At 47.3% G+C, this 19,536-nt stretch carries 18 protein-coding genes; 14 read left to right on the top strand and 4 right to left on the bottom strand.

Annotation, left to right across the window (positions count from 1 at the left end):
• Nucleotides 1-31: 31 nt before the first annotated feature.
• Together MCG98_RS14200 and MCG98_RS14195 are read left to right on the top strand one after the other, a co-directional pair.
• Nucleotides 32-757 carry an ABC transporter ATP-binding protein gene (locus tag MCG98_RS14200; protein ID WP_240286062.1) on the top strand — a complete coding sequence of 242 codons (726 nt, stop codon included), beginning with the start codon at nucleotides 32-34 and terminating at the stop codon, nucleotides 755-757.
• The gene (locus MCG98_RS14195) at nucleotides 738-2,327 is read left to right on the top strand and encodes a hypothetical protein (protein ID WP_240286060.1); all 1,590 of its coding nucleotides are present in this window, start codon (nucleotides 738-740) and stop codon (nucleotides 2,325-2,327) included. The genes MCG98_RS14200 and MCG98_RS14195 overlap by 20 nt, the downstream gene beginning before the upstream one ends.
• Nucleotides 2,328-2,333: 6 nt before the next feature.
• Here the strand turns inward: MCG98_RS14195 and MCG98_RS14190 are convergent, their stop codons facing one another.
• Nucleotides 2,334-2,786 carry a YjbQ family protein gene (locus tag MCG98_RS14190; RefSeq protein WP_240286058.1) on the bottom strand — a complete coding sequence of 151 codons (453 nt, stop codon included), beginning with the start codon at nucleotides 2,784-2,786 and terminating at the stop codon, nucleotides 2,334-2,336.
• Nucleotides 2,787-2,876: 90 nt separating this feature from the next.
• On the opposite strand from MCG98_RS14190, the gene MCG98_RS14185 reads away from it, so the two are divergent.
• Together MCG98_RS14185 and MCG98_RS14180 are read left to right on the top strand one after the other, a co-directional pair.
• Nucleotides 2,877-4,661 carry an aminopeptidase P family protein gene (locus MCG98_RS14185; RefSeq protein WP_240302579.1) on the top strand — a complete coding sequence of 595 codons (1,785 nt, stop codon included), beginning with the start codon at nucleotides 2,877-2,879 and terminating at the stop codon, nucleotides 4,659-4,661.
• 26 nt (nucleotides 4,662-4,687) lie between these two features.
• Nucleotides 4,688-5,878 carry a cation:proton antiporter gene (locus MCG98_RS14180; RefSeq protein WP_240286054.1) on the top strand — a complete coding sequence of 397 codons (1,191 nt, stop codon included), beginning with the start codon at nucleotides 4,688-4,690 and terminating at the stop codon, nucleotides 5,876-5,878.
• Nucleotides 5,879-5,941: 63 nt separating this feature from the next.
• Here the strand turns inward: MCG98_RS14180 and MCG98_RS14175 are convergent, their stop codons facing one another.
• A complete protein-coding gene (locus tag MCG98_RS14175; protein ID WP_240302578.1) occupies nucleotides 5,942-6,127 on the bottom strand; it encodes a hypothetical protein in 186 nt (61 codons plus the stop codon).
• Nucleotides 6,128-6,265: 138 nt separating this feature from the next.
• Here MCG98_RS14175 and MCG98_RS14170 point away from each other — a divergent pair, with 138 nt between their 5' ends.
• Nucleotides 6,266-6,592 carry a helix-turn-helix transcriptional regulator gene (locus MCG98_RS14170; protein ID WP_240286052.1) on the top strand — a complete coding sequence of 109 codons (327 nt, stop codon included), beginning with the start codon at nucleotides 6,266-6,268 and terminating at the stop codon, nucleotides 6,590-6,592.
• Between the two features lie 90 nt (nucleotides 6,593-6,682).
• On the opposite strand, the gene MCG98_RS14165 is transcribed toward MCG98_RS14170, so the two are convergent.
• Nucleotides 6,683-7,540: a DegV family protein gene (locus MCG98_RS14165; protein ID WP_240286050.1), complete on the bottom strand. Its 858-nt coding sequence runs from the start codon at nucleotides 7,538-7,540 to the stop codon at nucleotides 6,683-6,685.
• 132 nt (nucleotides 7,541-7,672) lie between these two features.
• Here MCG98_RS14165 and mgtE point away from each other — a divergent pair, with 132 nt between their 5' ends.
• The 7 genes from mgtE to MCG98_RS14130 are packed head-to-tail and all read left to right on the top strand — an operon-like array spanning nucleotide 7,673 to nucleotide 15,149.
• Complete coding sequence (gene mgtE / locus MCG98_RS14160) at nucleotides 7,673-9,025, top strand: magnesium transporter (RefSeq protein WP_240302577.1); 1,353 nt, start codon at nucleotides 7,673-7,675, stop codon at nucleotides 9,023-9,025.
• A 36-nt stretch (nucleotides 9,026-9,061) separates the two neighbouring features.
• On the top strand, nucleotides 9,062-9,394 hold the full coding sequence (locus MCG98_RS14155) for a zf-HC2 domain-containing protein (RefSeq protein WP_240286046.1): 333 nt from the start codon (nucleotides 9,062-9,064) through the stop codon (nucleotides 9,392-9,394).
• Between the two features lie 12 nt (nucleotides 9,395-9,406).
• A complete protein-coding gene (gene polA / locus MCG98_RS14150; protein WP_240286044.1) occupies nucleotides 9,407-12,040 on the top strand; it encodes a DNA polymerase I in 2,634 nt (877 codons plus the stop codon).
• The gene (gene coaE / locus MCG98_RS14145) at nucleotides 12,027-12,644 is read left to right on the top strand and encodes a dephospho-CoA kinase (protein WP_240302576.1); all 618 of its coding nucleotides are present in this window, start codon (nucleotides 12,027-12,029) and stop codon (nucleotides 12,642-12,644) included. Before polA ends, coaE begins: the two co-directional genes overlap by 14 nt.
• On the top strand, nucleotides 12,641-13,438 hold the full coding sequence (locus MCG98_RS14140) for an MBL fold metallo-hydrolase (RefSeq protein ID WP_240286076.1): 798 nt from the start codon (nucleotides 12,641-12,643) through the stop codon (nucleotides 13,436-13,438). The genes coaE and MCG98_RS14140 overlap by 4 nt, the downstream gene beginning before the upstream one ends.
• A 55-nt stretch (nucleotides 13,439-13,493) precedes the next feature.
• Complete coding sequence (locus MCG98_RS14135) at nucleotides 13,494-13,766, top strand: ACT domain-containing protein (protein WP_240286040.1); 273 nt, start codon at nucleotides 13,494-13,496, stop codon at nucleotides 13,764-13,766.
• Between the two features lie 18 nt (nucleotides 13,767-13,784).
• Nucleotides 13,785-15,149 carry a PFL family protein gene (locus MCG98_RS14130; RefSeq protein ID WP_240302575.1) on the top strand — a complete coding sequence of 455 codons (1,365 nt, stop codon included), beginning with the start codon at nucleotides 13,785-13,787 and terminating at the stop codon, nucleotides 15,147-15,149.
• A 116-nt stretch (nucleotides 15,150-15,265) separates the two neighbouring features.
• On the opposite strand, the gene MCG98_RS14125 is transcribed toward MCG98_RS14130, so the two are convergent.
• Nucleotides 15,266-16,495, bottom strand: a complete 1,230-nt coding sequence (locus MCG98_RS14125) for a nucleotidyltransferase (protein WP_240302574.1) — start codon at nucleotides 16,493-16,495, stop codon at nucleotides 15,266-15,268.
• A gap of 344 nt (nucleotides 16,496-16,839) precedes the next feature.
• Between MCG98_RS14125 and pta the strand changes: the two genes are divergently transcribed.
• Together pta and MCG98_RS14115 are read left to right on the top strand one after the other, a co-directional pair.
• Nucleotides 16,840-17,832, top strand: coding sequence for a phosphate acetyltransferase (gene pta / locus MCG98_RS14120; protein ID WP_240302573.1), 993 nt, complete (start codon nucleotides 16,840-16,842; stop codon nucleotides 17,830-17,832).
• 344 nt (nucleotides 17,833-18,176) lie between these two features.
• Nucleotides 18,177-19,367 carry an acetate kinase gene (locus MCG98_RS14115; protein ID WP_240302572.1) on the top strand — a complete coding sequence of 397 codons (1,191 nt, stop codon included), beginning with the start codon at nucleotides 18,177-18,179 and terminating at the stop codon, nucleotides 19,365-19,367.
• Nucleotides 19,368-19,536 lie beyond the last annotated feature (169 nt).

Here is a 19,536-nt window from a genome sequence, read left to right as displayed (position 1 = left end):
GGTAAATAAAAATTAAAAAAGAGGGAAAAGTATGCTTAAGATTGAAGGCCTGACCAAAATGTACGGCAGCAAAAAAGCGGTAGATCATCTGTCACTCCATATCCATCCGGGTGAGATTTACGGATTTATCGGGCATAACGGTGCCGGTAAGACAACGACTATTAAATGTTGCTGTGGAATTCTTAATTTTGAAGAGGGGGAAATCCTGATAGACGGGAAATCTATCCGGTCGCAGCCATTGGACTGTAAAAAAGCTCTGGCATATATACCGGATAACCCGGATCTCTATGAATTTATGAGCGGCATTAAATACCTGAATTTTATTGCCGATATCTACGGTGTATCAGGAAAGGACCGCGAAGAACGGATTCACCGGTATGCCCGTCAGTTTGAACTGATGGATGACCTGGCGTCCCCTGTCAACACTTATTCTCACGGAATGAAACAGAAACTAGCCATAATATCCGCGCTGATCCACGAACCAAAGCTGTTAATCATGGACGAGCCTTTTGTCGGTCTCGATCCCAAAGCGGCATTTGAGGTAAAGGAACTGATGCGGACGCTGTGCGATAACGGCGGGGCGATTTTCTTTTCCACACATGTGCTGGAGGTGGCGGAGAAACTCTGTGACCGGATAGCGATCATCAAAAATGGCACACTGATAAAGAGCGGAAAAACAGACGAAGTGATCGGGGATGAGTCGCTGGAAGATGTATTTCTGGAATTGGAGGGAGAACATGTTCAAAGCGCTGATTAAAATGAATCTCCGGCAGATGTTTTCGGCGATGTTTCAGAGATCCCGGAATAAGAAAAGCAGTGCCCTTCTGACAGTCGGCATCGTATTGCTGGCAATCTATGTTGTAGGATGCCTGTTTCTGCTGTTTGGCATGCTGTTCGGTGCTCTCTGCCTGCCGCTTACCAAAGCCGGGCTTGACTGGCTGTATTTTGCGGTCATGGGGATTGTCGGGATACTGCTGAGCTTTATCGGCAGTGTCATGATGACCAAGTCGCAGCTCTATGACGCGAAAGATAATGAACTGCTTCTCTCCATGCCTATCGCACCGGGAAATATACTGGCGGGGCGGCTGTTATCCCTGCTGCTGCTTAATTATGTCTATCAGAGTTTTGTTATGATCCCGGCGGGTGTAATATATGGGATTATGGTGGGATTTTCGGTCACACAGGAGATAAGTTTTATTGTTGTATTTCTGCTGCTTCCGTTTATCAGCCTGACTTTATCCTGCATTCTCGGATGGGTGCTTGCAGTTGTGAGCAGCAGGATACCGATGCGGCATATTGTGAGTCTGATTATTTTTGTGGCCTTTATGGGCGGTTACTTTTATGTATACAGTAAAATCACAGTCTATATGCAGTGGCTGTTAAATCACGGAGCAGATCTGGCGGAGGCGGTCAGAAAAAGCCTGTTTCCCATTTATCATCTGGGGGTGGCTGTCGGTGAGGGCAATCTGCTCAGTCTGCTTCTGTTCATGCTGTGTACGATCATTCCGGCCGTAGTGGTGGCGGTAGTTCTCACAAAAAGCTTTATCCACATTGCGACGACGAAGCACAGTCAGGCGAAAGTAAAATATAAGGAAGGGGCACTGAAAACAGGAGGTATCAGGAACGCACTCTTTAAAAAAGAGCTGTCCAGGTTCGGGACGAATTCCATGTATATGATGAATGCAGCGATTGGCTCCATTTTTACGCTGCTGCTGACAGCTGCCGCGGTTATCAAATGGAAAGATATCATGCCGTATGTTCAGAAAATTCCTGAGCAATACTATGGGGTGGCCGGAGCTATGGTACTGGCAGGCCTTTTGTCAATGAATTTCATATCGGCACCGAGTATATCGGTGGAGGGAAAAAATCTGTGGATTGCCAAGACCCTCCCGGTACCGACGATTGAGCTGCTGCTGGCGAAAGTGAAACTTCATGTAGTGGTTGGAGAAGTTCCGTCTATAGCAGCCGGTATTCTGCTGAATGTTCTGCTGCCGATGGATATCCTGTCCAGGATTATGATTTTTCTGCTGCCGTTTTGCTTTAACGTGACGATAGGTTTTTTGGGAATTGTTTTGAATCTGAGATTTCCAAAGCTGGACTGGGTGAATGAAACAGCCGCCGTTAAACAGGGGCTGAGTCCGTTTTTATCGATGATACTTGCAATGGTATTTATCGCGGCGCCTGCCGCAGGCTATATTGCACTGTTCGTAATGGGCATGTCATGTGGTTTCTTTATGGCAGTCCACTGTATGATTCTGGCAGCGGCCTCCGCCGGTATGTATTTTTATCTGAAAGAAAACGGAAGCCGCAGATTTATGGAACTATAGGAAAAATTACTCTCCCATGACCTGAAACACGATCTCCCTGTGGCGGTCTCTCGTATCACATTCAACCAGGGTTAAATTCTGCCAGGGACCGATCGTGATACGGCCTTCCACGAACGGGATCGTGATGAACGGTGAGAGAAGCGCTGATTTGATGTGGCTGGAGCCGTTGTCATCGTGCCAGGTATCGTGGTGCTTATAATGGATGACGCGTCCATCCTTATCGCGGTAAGGGGAAAATACATCCATAGCTTCCTTTAAATCTTTTGTCACCATTCCGGGTTCAAATTCAAGCGTTGTCAGGCCGGCGACACCTCCGGTTGTGAAGCCTGTGATGGTTCCTGCGCTGATATGGTGTTTTTCGCAGGCCTCACTGACTGCTGCCTGGAAATCGTTTGTGACATCGATCATACCCATATGGGCTTTGGTGTGATAATCTTTTGTTTTCGTATAAACTGCCATGTGTAGTTACCTCCTTGTGAATCCTGATTTATGATCATCGGTATTATAGCATAAAACAGAGAAAATAAAAAGAAAGCAGATGGGAAAGACATGATAAAAGAACGTATGAAACAGCTTAGAAATGAGATGAAAAGACAGGAAATTGATTACTATATCGTTCCCTCTGATGACTTTCATGGTTCGGAGTATGTTGGGGAATATTTTAAATGCCGTCAGTTTATCACGGGATTTACGGGTTCTTCAGGGACGGCAGTCATATGGAAAGACGGTGCCGGGTTGTGGACAGACGGCCGCTATTTTCTTCAGGCAGAGGAACAGCTTTCAGGGAGCGGGATTACACTTTTTAAAATGGGGGAAGCCGGTGTTCCTGCGGTTCCTGAATTTCTGGAACAGCGGATGGGGGCGGGAGAATGTGCAGGTGTGGATGGCCGGACAGTGAGCGCTTCCTGGATCAGGCGTCTGTCGGAAATGCTTGAAAAAAAAGGAGCATCGGTCAGGACGGACGTGGAGCTGATCGGAAAAATCTGGAATGACAGGCCGCCTCGTTCCTGCAGTCCTGTCTGGATGCTGCCGGAAATTCAGGGTGAGAGCTGTGAGGACAAAACCGAACTTATTCGCTGTGATATGAAAAGAGAGGGATGTGATCTTTTGATTCTGTCATCCCTTGACGAGATTGCATGGCTCTTTAACATGAGGGGGAATGACACCGCCTGCTGTCCGGTAGCGCTGGCATATGCAGTAGTCGGTATGCAGGAGATTGCTGTCTATATGCAGGAGAAAGCACTCACAAAGGAGACAAGATCAGTGCTTCAAAAGCGCGGAGTCTGCATTCATGATTATGAGCAGATCTATGAGGAACTTTCTGCAGCCGTACAGGATAAAACGGTATGGGCAGATCATGACCAGCTGAACGCAGCGCTGGCAGGCAGGCTGAAAGGAGCGGCATCTGTTTTGGAGCAGGAATCTCCCATTCTGAAAAGAAAAGCTGTCAAAAGCAGAAGCCAGCTGCAAAGGATCCGGGACGCGCATGTAAAAGACGGTGTTGCCGTTACACGCTTTCTTTGCTGGCTGAAAGATCATATTGGACATGAGAGGATTACAGAGATCAGTGCAGCCAAAAAGCTGGAAGAATTCCGGCGCGCACAGGAGGGGTATTTAATGCCCAGTTTTGAACCGATCATGGCATACAGGGAACACGGTGCGATCGTGCACTATGCTGCAGACATGGCTTCGGATATGGAACTGGCTCCCGAAGGGCTGCTTCTGATGGATACAGGAGCGCATTACAGGGAAGGCACAACAGATATTACAAGAACAGTATCGCTGGGACAGCCGGATGCACAACAGAAGATGCATTATACCATGGTGCTGAAAGGTAATCTGCGTCTCGCCGCCGCAAAGTTCCAATACGGATGCAGCGGTGAAAATCTGGATATTCTGGCAAGACAGCCGCTGTGGAATGCGGGACTTGATTATCGTCATGGGACAGGTCACGGGGTTGGTGACCTGCTGAGTGTCCACGAAGGTCCACAGGCAATCCGCTGGCGCCACATCAGGGGGAAGGAGGCGGTCGTGCTGGAAGAAGGCATGGTGATTTCGGATGAACCGGGTCTTTATCTGCATGGAAAGTACGGAATCCGTCTGGAGAATCTGATGGTGTGTGAAAAAAGAGAGAAAAATGCGTATGGACAGTTCATGGGATTTGAGGTTCTGACGATGGTGCCGTTTGACAGGGAGGCTATAGCTTTGGAGCTTCTCGATGGTACCGACAGGAAACTGTTGAATGATTATCACCGGCATGTGTACGAAACACTGGTTCCATATCTGGATAAGCGGGAAGCGGCATGGCTGAAGGAGATTACAAAAGAAATATAAAATACGATGAGGGGGAAATATGAGAAATGGAAGCGTACAGTGTATTTAAAGATCTGGCAATTATCGTTATCGCAGCGAAGGCGTGTGGAATCCTGGCAAGAAAGCTGAAGGCACCACAGGTTGTCGGAGAGATTGTGGCGGGGCTTTTAATTGGACCAAGCCTTCTGGGATGGGTGCAGCAGACCGATTTTTTGATGGTGATGGCAGAAGTCGGAGTGGTTCTGCTGATGTTTTCGGCAGGATTGGAGACGAACCTGAAAGAACTGATGAAGACAGGGCCGATCGCACTTGTGATTGCCTGCGCAGGAGTCTTTATTCCTCTCGGAGCGGGAACCATCCTTTACATGGCTATGTACGGGGCTGCTCCGTGGGGAAGCGAGGGATTTCTGAAAGCGGTATTCGTTGGGACGATTATGACAGCCACTTCCGTCAGTATTACAGTCCAGACTCTGCGGGAGATGGGCCGTCTGAAAGGGCGCGTCGGGACTACCATTCTGAGTGCGGCTATCATCGATGACGTCATTGGGATTATCGTACTGACAGTTGTGATCGGGTTTAAAGATGAAAACTCCAGGGCATCTACAACGATCATCAGTACAGCCCTGTTTTTTGTGTTTGCACTGGTGATCGGCTATGTACTTTACCGGGTGTTTAAAAAAATCGACAGTATGTATCCGCATACGCGAAGGATTCCGATCGCAGGACTGGCTCTCTGTCTCGGTCTTGCGTACATAGCAGAACGGTATTTTGGGATTGCCGATATTACAGGGGCATACGTTGCAGGAATTATTCTGTGCAACATACAGGATTCGGAATATATCGCAAGAAAGATGGATATCAATTCTTACATGCTGTTTGGCCCGATATTTTTTGCCAGTATCGGTCTGAAAACGGACATCAAGAATTTCAGCATGACGCTGCTCGTCTTTTCCATAGGATTTGTTCTGGTTGCGCTGGTTTCCAAGATCATCGGATGCGGACTTGTCGCAAAATTGTGCCGATTTTCGGGCAAAGATTCCCTGAAGATCGGCGTTGGAATGATGACAAGGGGAGAGGTGGCGCTGATCGTGGCACAGAAAGGTCTGTCAGCAGGTTTTCTCGAGTCGGAATACTTTACAGCCGTAATCCTGCTGATCATCGTGTCCTCGGTGGTGACACCGATTCTGCTTAAGGTTTTATACCACGGGGAACCGGCGGACGTGCAGGAAGTATCCTGAATCCGGATACAGGCTTTATAGAAAAACAGGAACGATTCACAACAGTGAGTCGTTCCTGTTTTTTTACAGCAATTTCCAGCGTTTGCCAAAACGCACTTTTGCTACAATGTGATGAAGATCACCGCACCCTGAGCACTGCTGAGAATAATAATAATACAGACAGTCTTTTTTCTTCAGCTTCAGGGAATACTTTTTATTCAGGCATTCCCGGCAGAGATTCGCATCGTAGATTTCTCTGTTAGTAACCATGTCAAGCTCCTTTTCCGATAAAAATGGGATTACGAACAGTTAAAATATAACATATTAGGTTTATAAAAGCAACACCTAAAGCCTTGTGTATGGAACCTTTCGTATAGGGTAAAATATCCGGTATAAGGATGGTGAGATATGCAAAACTACAAAGTGGAAATGGGGATGCGGCTGAAAGAAAAACGTAAGAACCATCATTTAACACAGGAGCAGATGGCAGACCGCCTGAACATCTCGATCAAGCATTACAGTGAAGTTGAAAGAGGAATCGCGGGACTGTCTATAGAAAATATCATTAATGTCTGCGATATTCTGGGAATCAGTATTGATTACTTACTGCAGGGAAGAGAGGCTGAGACAGAAGTGCCGGAACAAATACTGGAAATGTACCGTGCATGTCCGGAAGAAAAGCAGTATTTACTGCTTGAGATCATGGAAACTATATCAAAATTGTACGATAAATGACAATGGTGCCTGAGTGTAAAATCCCACTCCGATAAGGCGGACTGTTCATAGGTGACGCCGCTTACGGGGTGGGATGCTTTTTGATTATGATTAATCAGTCATGAACAGAATGCCAAGCGTATTTGGGCCGCAGTGGCATGAAATGGTACAACTTGCCTTTGTTACATGAATTTCGGAGAAATCCATTGTTTCCTTTATCGTATTTTTTACGGCTTCGATGCAGGAACTGTCGATGCCGGAGTGGGTGATGAAAATATGGTCAGTCCGTATATTATGGTACCGTTTCAGCTCATCCTGTGTATAGCGGGTTAGTACTTTCTGCAGGCTTCCCCGATATTTGCGGCCGACTTTCATGCTTCCGTCCGAATTGTCAACTTCGATACAGGGCTTCAGATTCAAAAGACTTGCACCGAGTGCGACTACGGAAGAACAGCGTCCTCCTGCATGCATGAAATCAAGAGTATCCAGAATAAAACTGGCGTGGCAGTGGCTGCGAAGTTCTTTGATGCGTCTGACAATTTCTGCTGCAGGAAGACCCTGGCGGATCATATCACCGGCGGCTATAACCAGAAGGGATATTCCTGTAGACAGGTTCTGGCTGTCAATTGGATAGACACCCGGAAGTTCTTCGGCGGCCAGCATACAGTTTTGATGAGCGCTTGAGAGAGCACCGCCGAGATTCAGGTGGATAATTTCGTATCCGGCATCAGTCCATGGGCGAAAATAATCAATGTATTCGCTGACATTGATAGCAGCTGTCCTGGGAAGAGTTTTGTCTTCGTAATAGGCCTGATAAATATCTTCTGTTGTGATCGTAACATTATCCTGATAGTCTGATCCTCTCAGTATAACATGAAACGGATAGTAGTGTACGTCATAGCGGTCTTTGAGTTCCTGGCCTAAATCACAGGTACTGTCTGCGCTTAAGATGATTTTTCGAGTTTCCATAATGAATTTTCTTTCCTCCTATTCTGTTTCGATTATAACATTGTAAATTCGGGTTGACAAACGAATAATCAGAGGGTAAGGTAAAATTGACTTTTATCTGGCAAAACAGATAAAGAACCCGCAGGGGGAGGCATGAATGAAGGGAGAGGCACAGTGAAAGAGAGAATTACACAGCTTCTGGAAGAAAAAAAGCTGGCAGAATTAAGGGAAGAGCTTCAGAAGATTAATCCTGCTGACCTGGCAATTCTTTTGGAGGACATGGATGAAAAAGAGCGTCTCCTCGTATACCGGCTGCTTCCGAAAGAACTGGCGGCAGATACATTTGCGTTTATGGAAAGTGATATGCAGGAAGGTCTGATCAATGGATTCACGGACCGTGAGCTCCGTGATGTTCTGGAACAGACATTTGTGGATGATGCGGTTGACATGATTGAGGAAATGCCTGCGAACGTGATCAATCGTATTCTGCGCAGCACTGACCGGGAAACGCGCGATGCGATCAATCAGATTCTGAATTATCCGAAAGACAGTGCCGGAAGCATCATGACGATCGAATACGTCAAACTTTCCCGCTATCTGACAGTCGCTGACGCCATTTCCAGAATCCGGCGTGTAGGAACGGATAAAGAGACGATATATACGTGTTATGTGACGGAATACCGAAAACTGATCGGGATGGTTACAGTTAAGGATCTGCTTCTCGCTGAAGATGATGAACTGGTAGAAGATATCATGGAAACAAATGTCATCACTGTGAACACTCATGATGATAAAGAAGATGTTGCAAAGCAGATGAGTAAATATGATTTCATGGCAATGCCAGTTGTAGATGATGAAGGGCGTCTTGTCGGTATTGTAACCTTCGACGATGCGCTTGATGTTCTGGAAGAAGAGACAACGGAAGACTTCTCGAAACTGGCAGCTATGAGCCCTAACGAAGATTCATATTTTAAGACTTCGGTTCCCGTACATGCCAAAAACCGTATCGGGTGGCTTCTGGTCCTCATGCTCTCCGCAACACTGTCCGGATCTGTCCTAAGGCATTATGAAGCGGCCTTTCAGGCAATTCCGCTGCTGGTTTCATTTATCCCCATGCTGATGGGAATTGGCGGAAACTGCGGATCTCAGACCTCGACCCTTGTGATCCGCGGACTTGCGCTGGATGAGATCCATATCGGAGATTTCTTCCGCATCATCTGGAAGGAACTCAGGATTGCGTTGATCGTCAGCGTTGTGCTTGCGATTGTCAACGGTATCAGGATTCAGCTTACGTATCATGATATGACGATTTCTCTGATCATAGCGCTGTCTATGGTGGGGATTGTCATTCTTGGAAAACTGGTGGGAGGCATGCTTCCGATCGTCGCCAAAAGTCTGAAACTGGACCCGGCGTTGATGGCGACGCCGCTGATCACGACAATTTTGGACACGTGTTCGATTTTAATATATTTTGGGATTGCCACGCACTTTCTGGCGCTGACATGATGACCGGAATCCCGGAAATGATACTGGAGGAATTATATGAACTGTCAGAAGGCACAGGCCTGCATCGACCAATATTTAAACGGGACCATATCAGACAATGATCTGGAGGAATTCGTCTACCACATCAGAAACTGCCAGGCGTGTTATGAGGATCTGGAAATTTACTATATTGTGGATATGGCTCAGAAGTATCTGGATGAAGATCAGGAGGAATCCTATAATATCAGCCAGCTGCTGGAGGAAGATATACACGATAAACTGACGAGAATGCACAAGCGCCAGCATCTGCGCACGTTTGTGTTTATCGTGGGCTGCCTGATGCTGGGACTTGCGGTTACCGGAGTCTGTATCATCATGGGATATCTGTAAGAGGAGACATAAATGGAGAAAATAGTTTTAGTTGACGGACACAGTATTATCAACCGTGCGTTTTACGGCATACCGGATCTGACAAATGCGGATGGGAAGCATACGAATGCCGTGTATGGTTTTTTGAATATTTTATTTAAGACGTTGGAAGAGGAGCAGCCGCAGTATCTGTCGGTTGCTTTTGATGTGCATGCACCGACGTTCCGGCATGAGAAGTACGAGGCGTACAAGGGAACGAGAAAACCGATGCCGCAGGAGCTTAAAGAGCAGGTCCCACTGCTGAAGGAGGTGCTGGCGGCTATGGGAGTCTGCCTGATCTCCATGGAGGGGTATGAGGCGGACGACCTGCTGGGAACTGTGGCGAAAAAAAGCGAAGCACAGGGCATGGAGGTGACCATCGTATCAGGAGACCGTGACCTGCTGCAGCTTGCGACAGAAAAGATCAAGATACGTATTCCGAAGACGAAGGGTGGCAAGACGGTCACCGAAGATTATCATGCAGCAGATGTCCTGGAGAGATACCAAGTGACACCTGCTCAGATCATTGAACTGAAAGGTCTGATGGGAGACAGCTCTGACAATATACCGGGAATTCCCGGAGTTGGCGAAAAGACGGCGACAAAGCTGATCGCAGAATATGGGAGTATCGAGAACGCCCATGAACATCTGGAGGAGGTTAAACCCAATAAAGCCCGGGAATCACTGCGGGATCATTATGACCTTGCAGTGCTGAGCAGAGAACTTGCTACCATCAACACGGAGAGTCCGGTTGCATTTGAACCTGAATCTGCCAGATTAAAAGATCTGTTTACTCCGGAGGCTTACCAGTATTTCAAAGAACTGGAGTTTAAAAATCTTCTGTCACGCTTTTCCTGTGAATCACCGGTTCCGGATGTGGAAGATTCGTTTCAAACGGCCTCTGAGCTGACGGAAGTGGAGTCGGTGTTTTCCAGATTTTCGGAATCAGCAGATATCGGTATGTATCTGCTGATCCAGGATGGGGAACTGCTGGGAGCCGCGCTGGCTGAGTCGGCGGATGCTATTTGCTTTCTGCCGGTACAGGGTTTTGTCACCGCGGATTACCTGAAAGATAAAATCGGTTCGCTGATTGACTGCAACAACGTAACTGCGATGCTGGACATTAAGCAGGCGCTTGCTGTTGCAGAACCGAAAAATAAAAACAGCGTGTTTGACATCGGGGTTGCCGCTTACCTGAATAATCCTCTGAAGTCTGCCTATACGTATGATGATATTGCGAAAGAAATTCTGGGTCTGATGTTTCCCTCGAAAGAAGATTTGCTGGGAAAGCTTTCGCTGCGGGATGCGCTGGTTCAGAGACCAGAAGCCGTGATGCGTTTTGCGTGTTATATGAGCTACACAGCATTTGCGGCTAAACAACCGCTTGAAAAGCTTCTGGAAGATAAGGGCATGCTGGGATTGTACCGGGAGATTGAACTGCCCCTTGTCTTTGTCTTGCATGATATGGAAAAAGAAGGTATCCGTGCAGCAAAAGATGAACTGAAAGTATACGGGGATCAGCTGCAGGTGCGGATATTGGAGCTGGAAGAGCTCATTTATGAAAAGGCAGGCGAGAAGTTTAATATCAACTCTCCGAAACAGTTGGGTGTGATTCTGTTTGAGAAACTGAAACTTCCGGGTGCCAAAAAGACAAAAACAGGGTATTCAACAGCCGCAGACGTACTTGATAAACTGGCACCCGATCATGAAATCGTGACAGATATTTTAGAATACCGGCAGCTGACAAAATTAAAATCCACCTACGCCGACGGGCTTGCAGGATATATTGGCGAGGACGGCAGGATTCATTCGAACTTTAATCAGACGATCACGGCTACGGGAAGGATCAGCAGCACCGAACCCAACCTGCAGAATATTCCGATACGGATGGAACTTGGAAGACTGATCCGCAAGGTTTTTATCCCGAAGGAGGACTGTGTGTTCCTGGATGCGGATTACTCTCAGATCGAGCTGCGCGTGCTGGCGCATTGCTCCGGGGATGAGACATTGATCGAGGCATACCGCGAGGCAAGGGATATTCACAGAATCACCGCTTCCCAGGTGTTCCACACTCCGTTTTCAGAAGTGACGGACCTGCAGCGAAGAAATGCAAAGGCAGTTAACTTTGGAATTGTCTATGGCATCAGTTCATTCGGACTCAGTCAGGACTTAAGCATCACCAGAAAAGAAGCCGCGGATTATATTGAAAAATATTTTGAGACATATCCAAAGATCAAACAGTATCTGGACGGTCTTGTTGCGGATGCAAAAAAGAAGGGATATGCCGAAACGCTGTTCGGCAGAAGACGGCCGATCCCGGAATTGTCGTCCAGCAATTTTATGCAGCGATCTTTTGGAGAACGTGTTGCGATGAATTCCCCGATTCAGGGAACGGCGGCAGATATTATTAAAATTGCGATGATTCGTGTCAATGAACGGCTGAAAGAACGCAATCTGCGTTCGCGCCTGATCCTGCAGGTGCACGATGAACTGTTAATCGAAGCATACCGGGAGGAGACAGATGAGGTCTCGGAAATCCTCCGTACGGAAATGCAGGGGGCTGCTGATCTTGCAGTGCCGCTGGAAGTAGATATGCACCAGGGAGAGAACTGGTATGAGGCAAAATAAACGCATGAAGATGATCGGGGTCACCGGCGGGGTCGGCTCGGGAAAAAGCGAAGTGATGAAATATATTGCCGGAAACTATGATGCGGCTGTCCTGCTTGCGGATCATGCAGGACATCTGCTGATGAAATCCGGGCAGGCATGCTATGAACCGGTCCGCCGGCTTTTTGGGGACGGGGTACTGGATGAAGACGGTGAACTCGACCGCTCCCGGATTGCGCGGATCGTGTATCAGGATCATGCGCAGCTGGAAGCGCTCAGCCGTATCATTCATCCGGCCGTCCGCAAATATATATCTGAGCAGATAGAAGCTGCAGCAGAACAGGGGAAGACGTACTTTTTTCTGGAAGCTGCTCTGCTTCTGGAAGAACATTATGATGAAATTTGTGACGAAGTGTGGTATATTTATGCCCATCAGAGTGTGCGCCGGGAAAGATTGAAAAAAAGCCGGAATTACAGCGATGCCAAGATCACTCAGATGATCGCGAATCAGCTGGATGAAGAGGAATTTAAGAAACGCTGCGATATTACAATTGATAACAGCGGAACATTTGAAAATACGGCAAGACAGATAGAAGCCAGGATGAAACAATGGAGGACACCATGAGATTATGTAGTATAGCGAGCGGAAGCAGCGGTAACTGTATTTTTGCAGGGAGTGAAAATACCAGCCTGCTTGTGGATGTCGGAATCAGCGGAAAGAGGATAGAGTTTGGGCTGAATGAAATTGACCGGACGACTTCCGATATTGACGGCATTTTGATCACGCACGAACATTCCGACCATATTAAAGGACTGGGAGTTATCGCAAGAAAGCATCGGATTCCGATCTATGCAACAGCCGGGACGATTGGTGCCATGGAACAGATGAGTACGCTTGGCAGACTGCCGGAAGGAATTTTCCATGAGATCCGTGCAGATGAACCATATCAGATCAAAGATATGATGGTCCATCCATTTTCCATTTCCCATGATGCGGCGCAGCCGGTTGGATACAGACTGGAACATGGGGAACAGACCATTGGTATTGCGACGGATATGGGTGAATATTCAGATTATATTATTTCCAATCTTCAGAATCTGGATGCGCTTCTTCTGGAAGCAAATCATGATGTAAACATGCTGCAGGTGGGGAAATACCCATATTATCTGAAGCGCAGAATCCTGGGGAACAGAGGACATCTGTCAAATGAATCTGCCGGCAAACTGCTGTGCAGCCTGCTTCACGACAACCTGAAGAAAATACTTCTGGGTCATTTGAGCAGAGAGAATAATTATGAGGCACTTGCATATGAGACTGTGTGTTCGGAAGTGACGATGGGAGATAATCCTTACAGAGCATGTGATTTTGATATTTCGGTAGCGAGCCGTGAGAGTATTTCAAAGATGGCTGAGATTTGATACATATCAAAAAATATAAAGAAAAACCGCAGCCGTTGCGGTACAGGAGGATGAGATGGAAAAAACGATTATTACTGTGGTGGGAAAAGATACTGTAGGAATCATAGCGAGGGTATGTGCGTATCTGGCTGATCATCGGATCAACATTCTGGATATTTCGCAGACGATCGTAGACGGATACTTTAATATGATGATGGTGACGGACACTTCAGCATGCGGCAAGGGCACGGGAGAACTGGCAGAAGAGATGAAAGAACTGGGAGAAGAGATCGGAGTTGTCATCCGCTGCCAGCACGAAGATATATTTAACAGAATGCACCGCATCTAAATACGAGGAGACGTTATAATGATCAATATATTTGAAGTCAATGAAACGAACAAGATGATTGAACAGGAGAATCTGGATGTCCGTACGATCACAATGGGAATCAGTCTTCTGGACTGCATCGATGATGATCTTCTGACGGTCAGCAGCCGGATTTATGATAAGATCACCGCAACGGCGAAGGAACTTGTAAAAACAGGGGAAGACATTTCTGCAGAATATGGCATTCCGATCGTCAATAAAAGAATTTCCATTACACCGATGGCGCTTGTGGGCGGCGCGGCATGCACAAGGCCGGAGGATTTTGTGACCCTGGCAAAAACGCTTGACAGGGCGGCAAAGGAAGTCGGGGTCAACTTTATCGGCGGATACTCTGCGCTGGTCTCGAAGGGAATGACGAAAGCAGATGAACTTTTAATCCGTTCGATCCCGGATGCTCTGGCGTGTACAGAACGTGTATGCAGTTCCGTCAACCTCGGCTCTACTAAAACGGGAATCAATATGGATGCAGTGCGTCTGATGGGGGATATTGTACTGCAGACAGCAAATTGCAGCAAAGAGAATGATTCCCTTGGCTGTGCAAAGCTGGTGGTATTCTGCAACGCGCCGGACGATAATCCGTTTATGGCGGGTGCTTTTCACGGCGTGACGGAGGCCGATGCGATCATCAATGTGGGCGTCAGCGGACCGGGTGTTGTGAAATATGCGCTGGAACAGGTACGAGGGCAAAATTTTGAGGTGCTGTGTGAGACGATCAAGAAGACGGCATTTAAGATTACACGTGTCGGACAGCTGGTAGCTCAGGAGGCATCAAAGAGGCTGGGCATACCTTTTGGGATTATCGATCTGTCCCTGGCACCGACGCCGGCGATCGGCGACAGTGTCGCAGAGATCCTGCAGGAGATCGGACTGGAAGCAGCCGGTGCTCCGGGTACAACGGCGGCGCTTGCCATGCTGAATGACCAGGTAAAGAAAGGCGGCATCATGGCTTCCTCTTATGTGGGAGGATTGAGCGGGGCGTTTATTCCGGTCAGCGAGGACCAGGGAATGATTGATGCGGTGATCGCGGGGGCGCTGACACTCGAGAAGCTGGAAGCTATGACATGTGTCTGCTCCGTCGGACTTGATATGATTGCTATACCGGGGGATACAAAGGCAACGACGATCGCTGGAATTATCGCGGACGAGATGGCGATCGGTATGATTAATCAGAAGACAACGGCTGTACGTATTATCCCTGTGATAGGAAAGGGCGTCGGGGAAACGGTGGAATTCGGCGGCCTGCTGGGTTACGCCCCGGTTATGCCGGTCAATACCTTTGGATGTGATGCGTTTGTAAACAGAGGGGGAAGGATACCGGCTCCGGTTCACAGTTTTAAAAACTAACATTTATAACTGGCGTTATAAATGTTAAAATACGTGAGGGATGAAAGACCGATTTGCTCGTGTAAGGGCTGAATGGGGAAGTCCTTATACCTGCATGTGAGACACCCGCACTCTGGTCAGATGATGACCGGGGTGCGGGTGTACTCGTGTTGGAAGGGGGTATGATAGGCGTCAGTCATGAGGGTTTCGTAGATGTGGGCGGCGCGGATGTCCTGTTCGAATGTTTTTAGCGCGGATACATTGAGATAGCCGGCTGCATCTGAGGGTTTTGTGATGATGGGCACAGTACTTTTCAGTTTCAGTTCTTTTAAAAGTGCAGCGGCATCTTTCCGGAAGCCGAGAATGCGCAGGTAACTGCTCTCCTGCCGGAGAGAACGTGCAAGGTCCTCACCGGTAAGTTTCAGCAGCACATGCAGAAGGGCACGAGAGATGCGGGAATACGTCAGTTCCCGGGTTTTCAGCAGTGAAATAAAGGAGCTGATTTCCATAAAATCATTTAGACGGTTCAGTATGCGGTTTGCGAGAGCCTCTGTCATATCCTGATAACGGCACAGGGAAGTGGTACTTTCTGACAGCAGGGTATATTTAAGCAGTGCCGAGAAACTGTCGATATTAAGACTCCCACGGTTCTCAAGATGCTGTTTCAGGATCGCGGCCGCCTGTGGAGGAATCTTTTCCAACGCTGAAGCGGAAATCTGCTGCTCATGGATCTCTCTGCGGACAGCCGTGGCTGAACTGTAAGTGCCGGTCAGAGTCTCGTCGTGATAGCTGCTACCGATGCGCTGTATGGGGAATGGAGCGATTGTATTGTGCTCCTGATTCAGAGCCCTGATGTATTCCAGTCCCAGAATATTATTTGGGGACTTAAGAAACGTATCTATCCTGAGTTCAGGCAGACAGGCGGACAGAGCCTGCTGGCGGGCAGCAGGATATGACTGTCCCTGTGAGAGTTCTGATCTTAAGACACGCCGGTACGTCTCTGGCTCTTCCGTTAAAACAGAGGATATTTCATGAAAGAGCTGAAGGTTGGCATGTTCGCATCCGAAACAGATGTAATCTGTTACATTGGTCTGGCTGAGGATGCGGACTGCCCCACGGGCAAAAAATTCAGCGCTCCCTGTTGCGAAACAAACCGGGAGTTCCAGGACGAGGGAGGCTCCTTCGGAGAGTGCCATGGCAGCCCGGGTATATTTGTCTGTGACAGCGCAGGAACCGCGCTGCACAAAATTTCCGCTCATAACGGCAATCACGTAGTCAGCGCCTGTGACTTCCCTGGCTTTTTCAATATGATATTTATGACCGTTGTGAAACGGATTATATTCTGTGATAAGTCCCGTTGTTTTCATGATTACCTCCTATACCACATTTGCAGCGGTTTTGGTCAGGAATAGGCGAAAGTTTTTATTCAGTTCTTGCACCTCAAAAAATACATTGAATTATCCAGTATTCTACCATTGAAATGCTTGAAATACAAGGGTATTGGGGGTATAATGAAATGAATTAAAACAGTTCAGACGGGGCATCTTCCTGTCCGGCGTAACCGGACAGGAAGCATCGGATGTTCATCCAATGTGAAAATCTGTATAGAATCAGTCTTATAAACAAGTATAACGCTTGATTCTGTACAAATTTTCTCGCCGTCTGAACTGTTAAAATGAATTAGTATAAAACGAAAGGAGTCAAAAAAATCATGGGATTTATTGACGTAATTAAAGACAGGGCGAGAGCTGACAAAAAAACAATCGTACTTCCGGAGACAGAAGACAGAAGAACGTATGAGGCAGTTGCACAGATCTTAAAAGAAGATATTGCAAATGTAGTTCTGGTGGGAAGCGAAGACGCTGTAAAAGCGGGAAGCGAAGGACTGGATATCACAGGAGCAGTCGTAGTGGACCCGGCAACTTCTGATAAGACACAGTCTTATATTGACAAACTGGTTGAATTAAGAGGCAGCAAAGGCATGACAGAAGATAAAGCAAAAGAGATCATGCTCAACCAGTATCTGTACTACGGAGTTATGATGGTAAAAATGGGCGATGCTGACGGAATGGTTTCCGGTGCATGCCACTCTACAGCAGACACTCTGCGTCCATGCCTGCAGATTCTGAAAACGAAACCAGGTACAAAACTTGTATCTGCATTTTTCCTGATGTCCGTTCCGAACTGTGAGTATGGTGCTAATGGTACTTTCGTATTTGCTGACTGCGGGCTGAACCAGAATCCAAATCCGGAAGAACTGGCTGCAATCGCAGAATCCTCAGCAGAATCCTTTAAACTTCTGGTTGGCGAAGAACCGAAAATTGCATTCCTGTCACACTCAACAATGGGAAGTGCAAAACACGCCGATATTGATAAAGTAACAGAAGCAGTAAAAATCGCAAAAGAAAACTATCCGGATCTGAAACTGGACGGGGAACTGCAGCTTGACGCAGCGATCGTTCCCAGTGTAGGCGCTTCCAAAGCTCCGAACAGCCCGGTAGCAGGACAGGCCAACACGCTGATCTTCCCGGACCTTGATGCAGGAAATATCGGATACAAACTGGTTCAGAGACTGGCTAAGGCAGAAGCATACGGACCGGTTACCCAGGGTATTGCAGCTCCGGTCAACGATCTTTCCAGAGGATGCTCTGCAGAAGATATCGTAGGAGTAGTAGCCATCACAGCGGTACAGTGCCAAAACTGAGCACTTAGCGAGGTCTTTACGAGCTTAGTGCGAAGTTTGTTCGATGAGCGAAGCGAATCGAAGATACCCGTTAACTTAGCGAGGTCTTTTCGAGCTTAGTGCGAAGTTTGTTCGATGAGCGAAAGCTGAGCCCTTAGCGAGGCATTTACGAGCTTAGTGCGAAGCTTGTTCGATGAGCGAAAGCTGAGCCCTTAGCAAGGCATTTACGAGCTTAGTGCGAAGCTTGTTCGATGAGCGAAGCGAATTCGAACTTCCTTAAAAGTGCGGAAACCCATCTATTCGTATAAAGCTCACTAAAATAAGTAATAAATATTACATAAAACCAATAAAGCGAGGTAATACCGATGAATGTATTAGTAATTAACTGCGGCAGTTCTTCACTGAAGTTCCAGCTGATCAACTCTGACACAGAACACGTTCTGGCAAAGGGACTCTGTGAGAGAATTGGAATTGACGGAAGACTGGTTTATCAGCCTGACGGCGGCGAAAAAGAAGTAACCGAGGCAGCTATGCCGACACACAAACAGGCGATACAGATGGTTCTGGATGCGCTGATGAATCCAAAGACAGGAGTTATCAAAAGCCTTGAAGAAGTCGATGCTGTCGGACATCGTGTCGTACACGGCGGTGAAAAATTTGCATCATCTGTTGTGATCAATGATGAAGTGATGGCTGCAATTGAAGAGTGCAACGATCTTGCACCGCTTCACAATCCGGCAAACCTTATCGGAATCCGCGCATGCCAGGAGCTGATGCCTACTGCACCGATGGTAGCTGTATTTGATACTGCATTCCATCAGACAATGCCGGAAAAGGCTTACATGTATGGTCTTCCATATGAATATTATGAGAAATACAAAGTGAGAAGATATGGATTCCACGGAACATCACACAGCTTTGTTTCCAAACATACGGCAGAATTTCTTGGGATGGACCTGAATAATTCCAAGATTATTGTAGCACATCTTGGTAACGGCGCATCTATCAGTGCTGTAGTAAACGGAAAATGCGTTGATACATCCATGGGACTGACACCACTTGAAGGTCTCGTGATGGGAACACGTTCCGGTGACATTGATCCGGCTATCATCGAATTCATTGCGAAGAAAGAGAATCTGGATCTGGCAGGCGTTATGAATGTGCTGAATAAGAAATCCGGCGTTCAGGGTCTTTCCGATGGACTTTCCAGCGATTTCCGTGATCTGGAAGAAGCGATGGAAGACGGCAATAAACTGGCTGCCAATGCACTGGAAGTATTCTGCTACCATGTAGCGAAATATATCGGATCTTACGTTGCTGTAATGAATGGTGTGGATGCGATCGCATTTACCGCAGGTATCGGCGAGAATGCATCTATCGTACGTGAGAAGGTCGTATCTTACCTGGGATACCTTGGAATCACACTGGATGAGAAAGCGAACTCCGGAAGAGGAGAAGACTGCGTTATTTCCACACCGGATTCCAAAGTAAAAGTATGTGTCATTCCTACGAATGAAGAGCTTGCGATCTGCAGAGAGACAGTAGCACTTGTGTAAAGGCTGTATTTCAGTATATCTGTAGAATTCCCGCCGCGGCAAAAAGCCGCGGCGGTTTTTATGCGATGATAACATGGTTTCCTGTTAAGATCTGCCGAAACAGTGTTGTGGGTAAAAGAAATTAAGGGTATACTGTTAATAAGTGTGTTTGGCGGGTGTCGGGATAAAA

This window comes from Ruminococcus sp. OA3 (genome assembly GCF_022440845.1).
Taxonomy (GTDB): Bacteria; Bacillota; Clostridia; order Lachnospirales; family Lachnospiraceae; genus Ruminococcus_G.
This window is presented reverse-complemented; position numbering and strand designations above follow the sequence as displayed.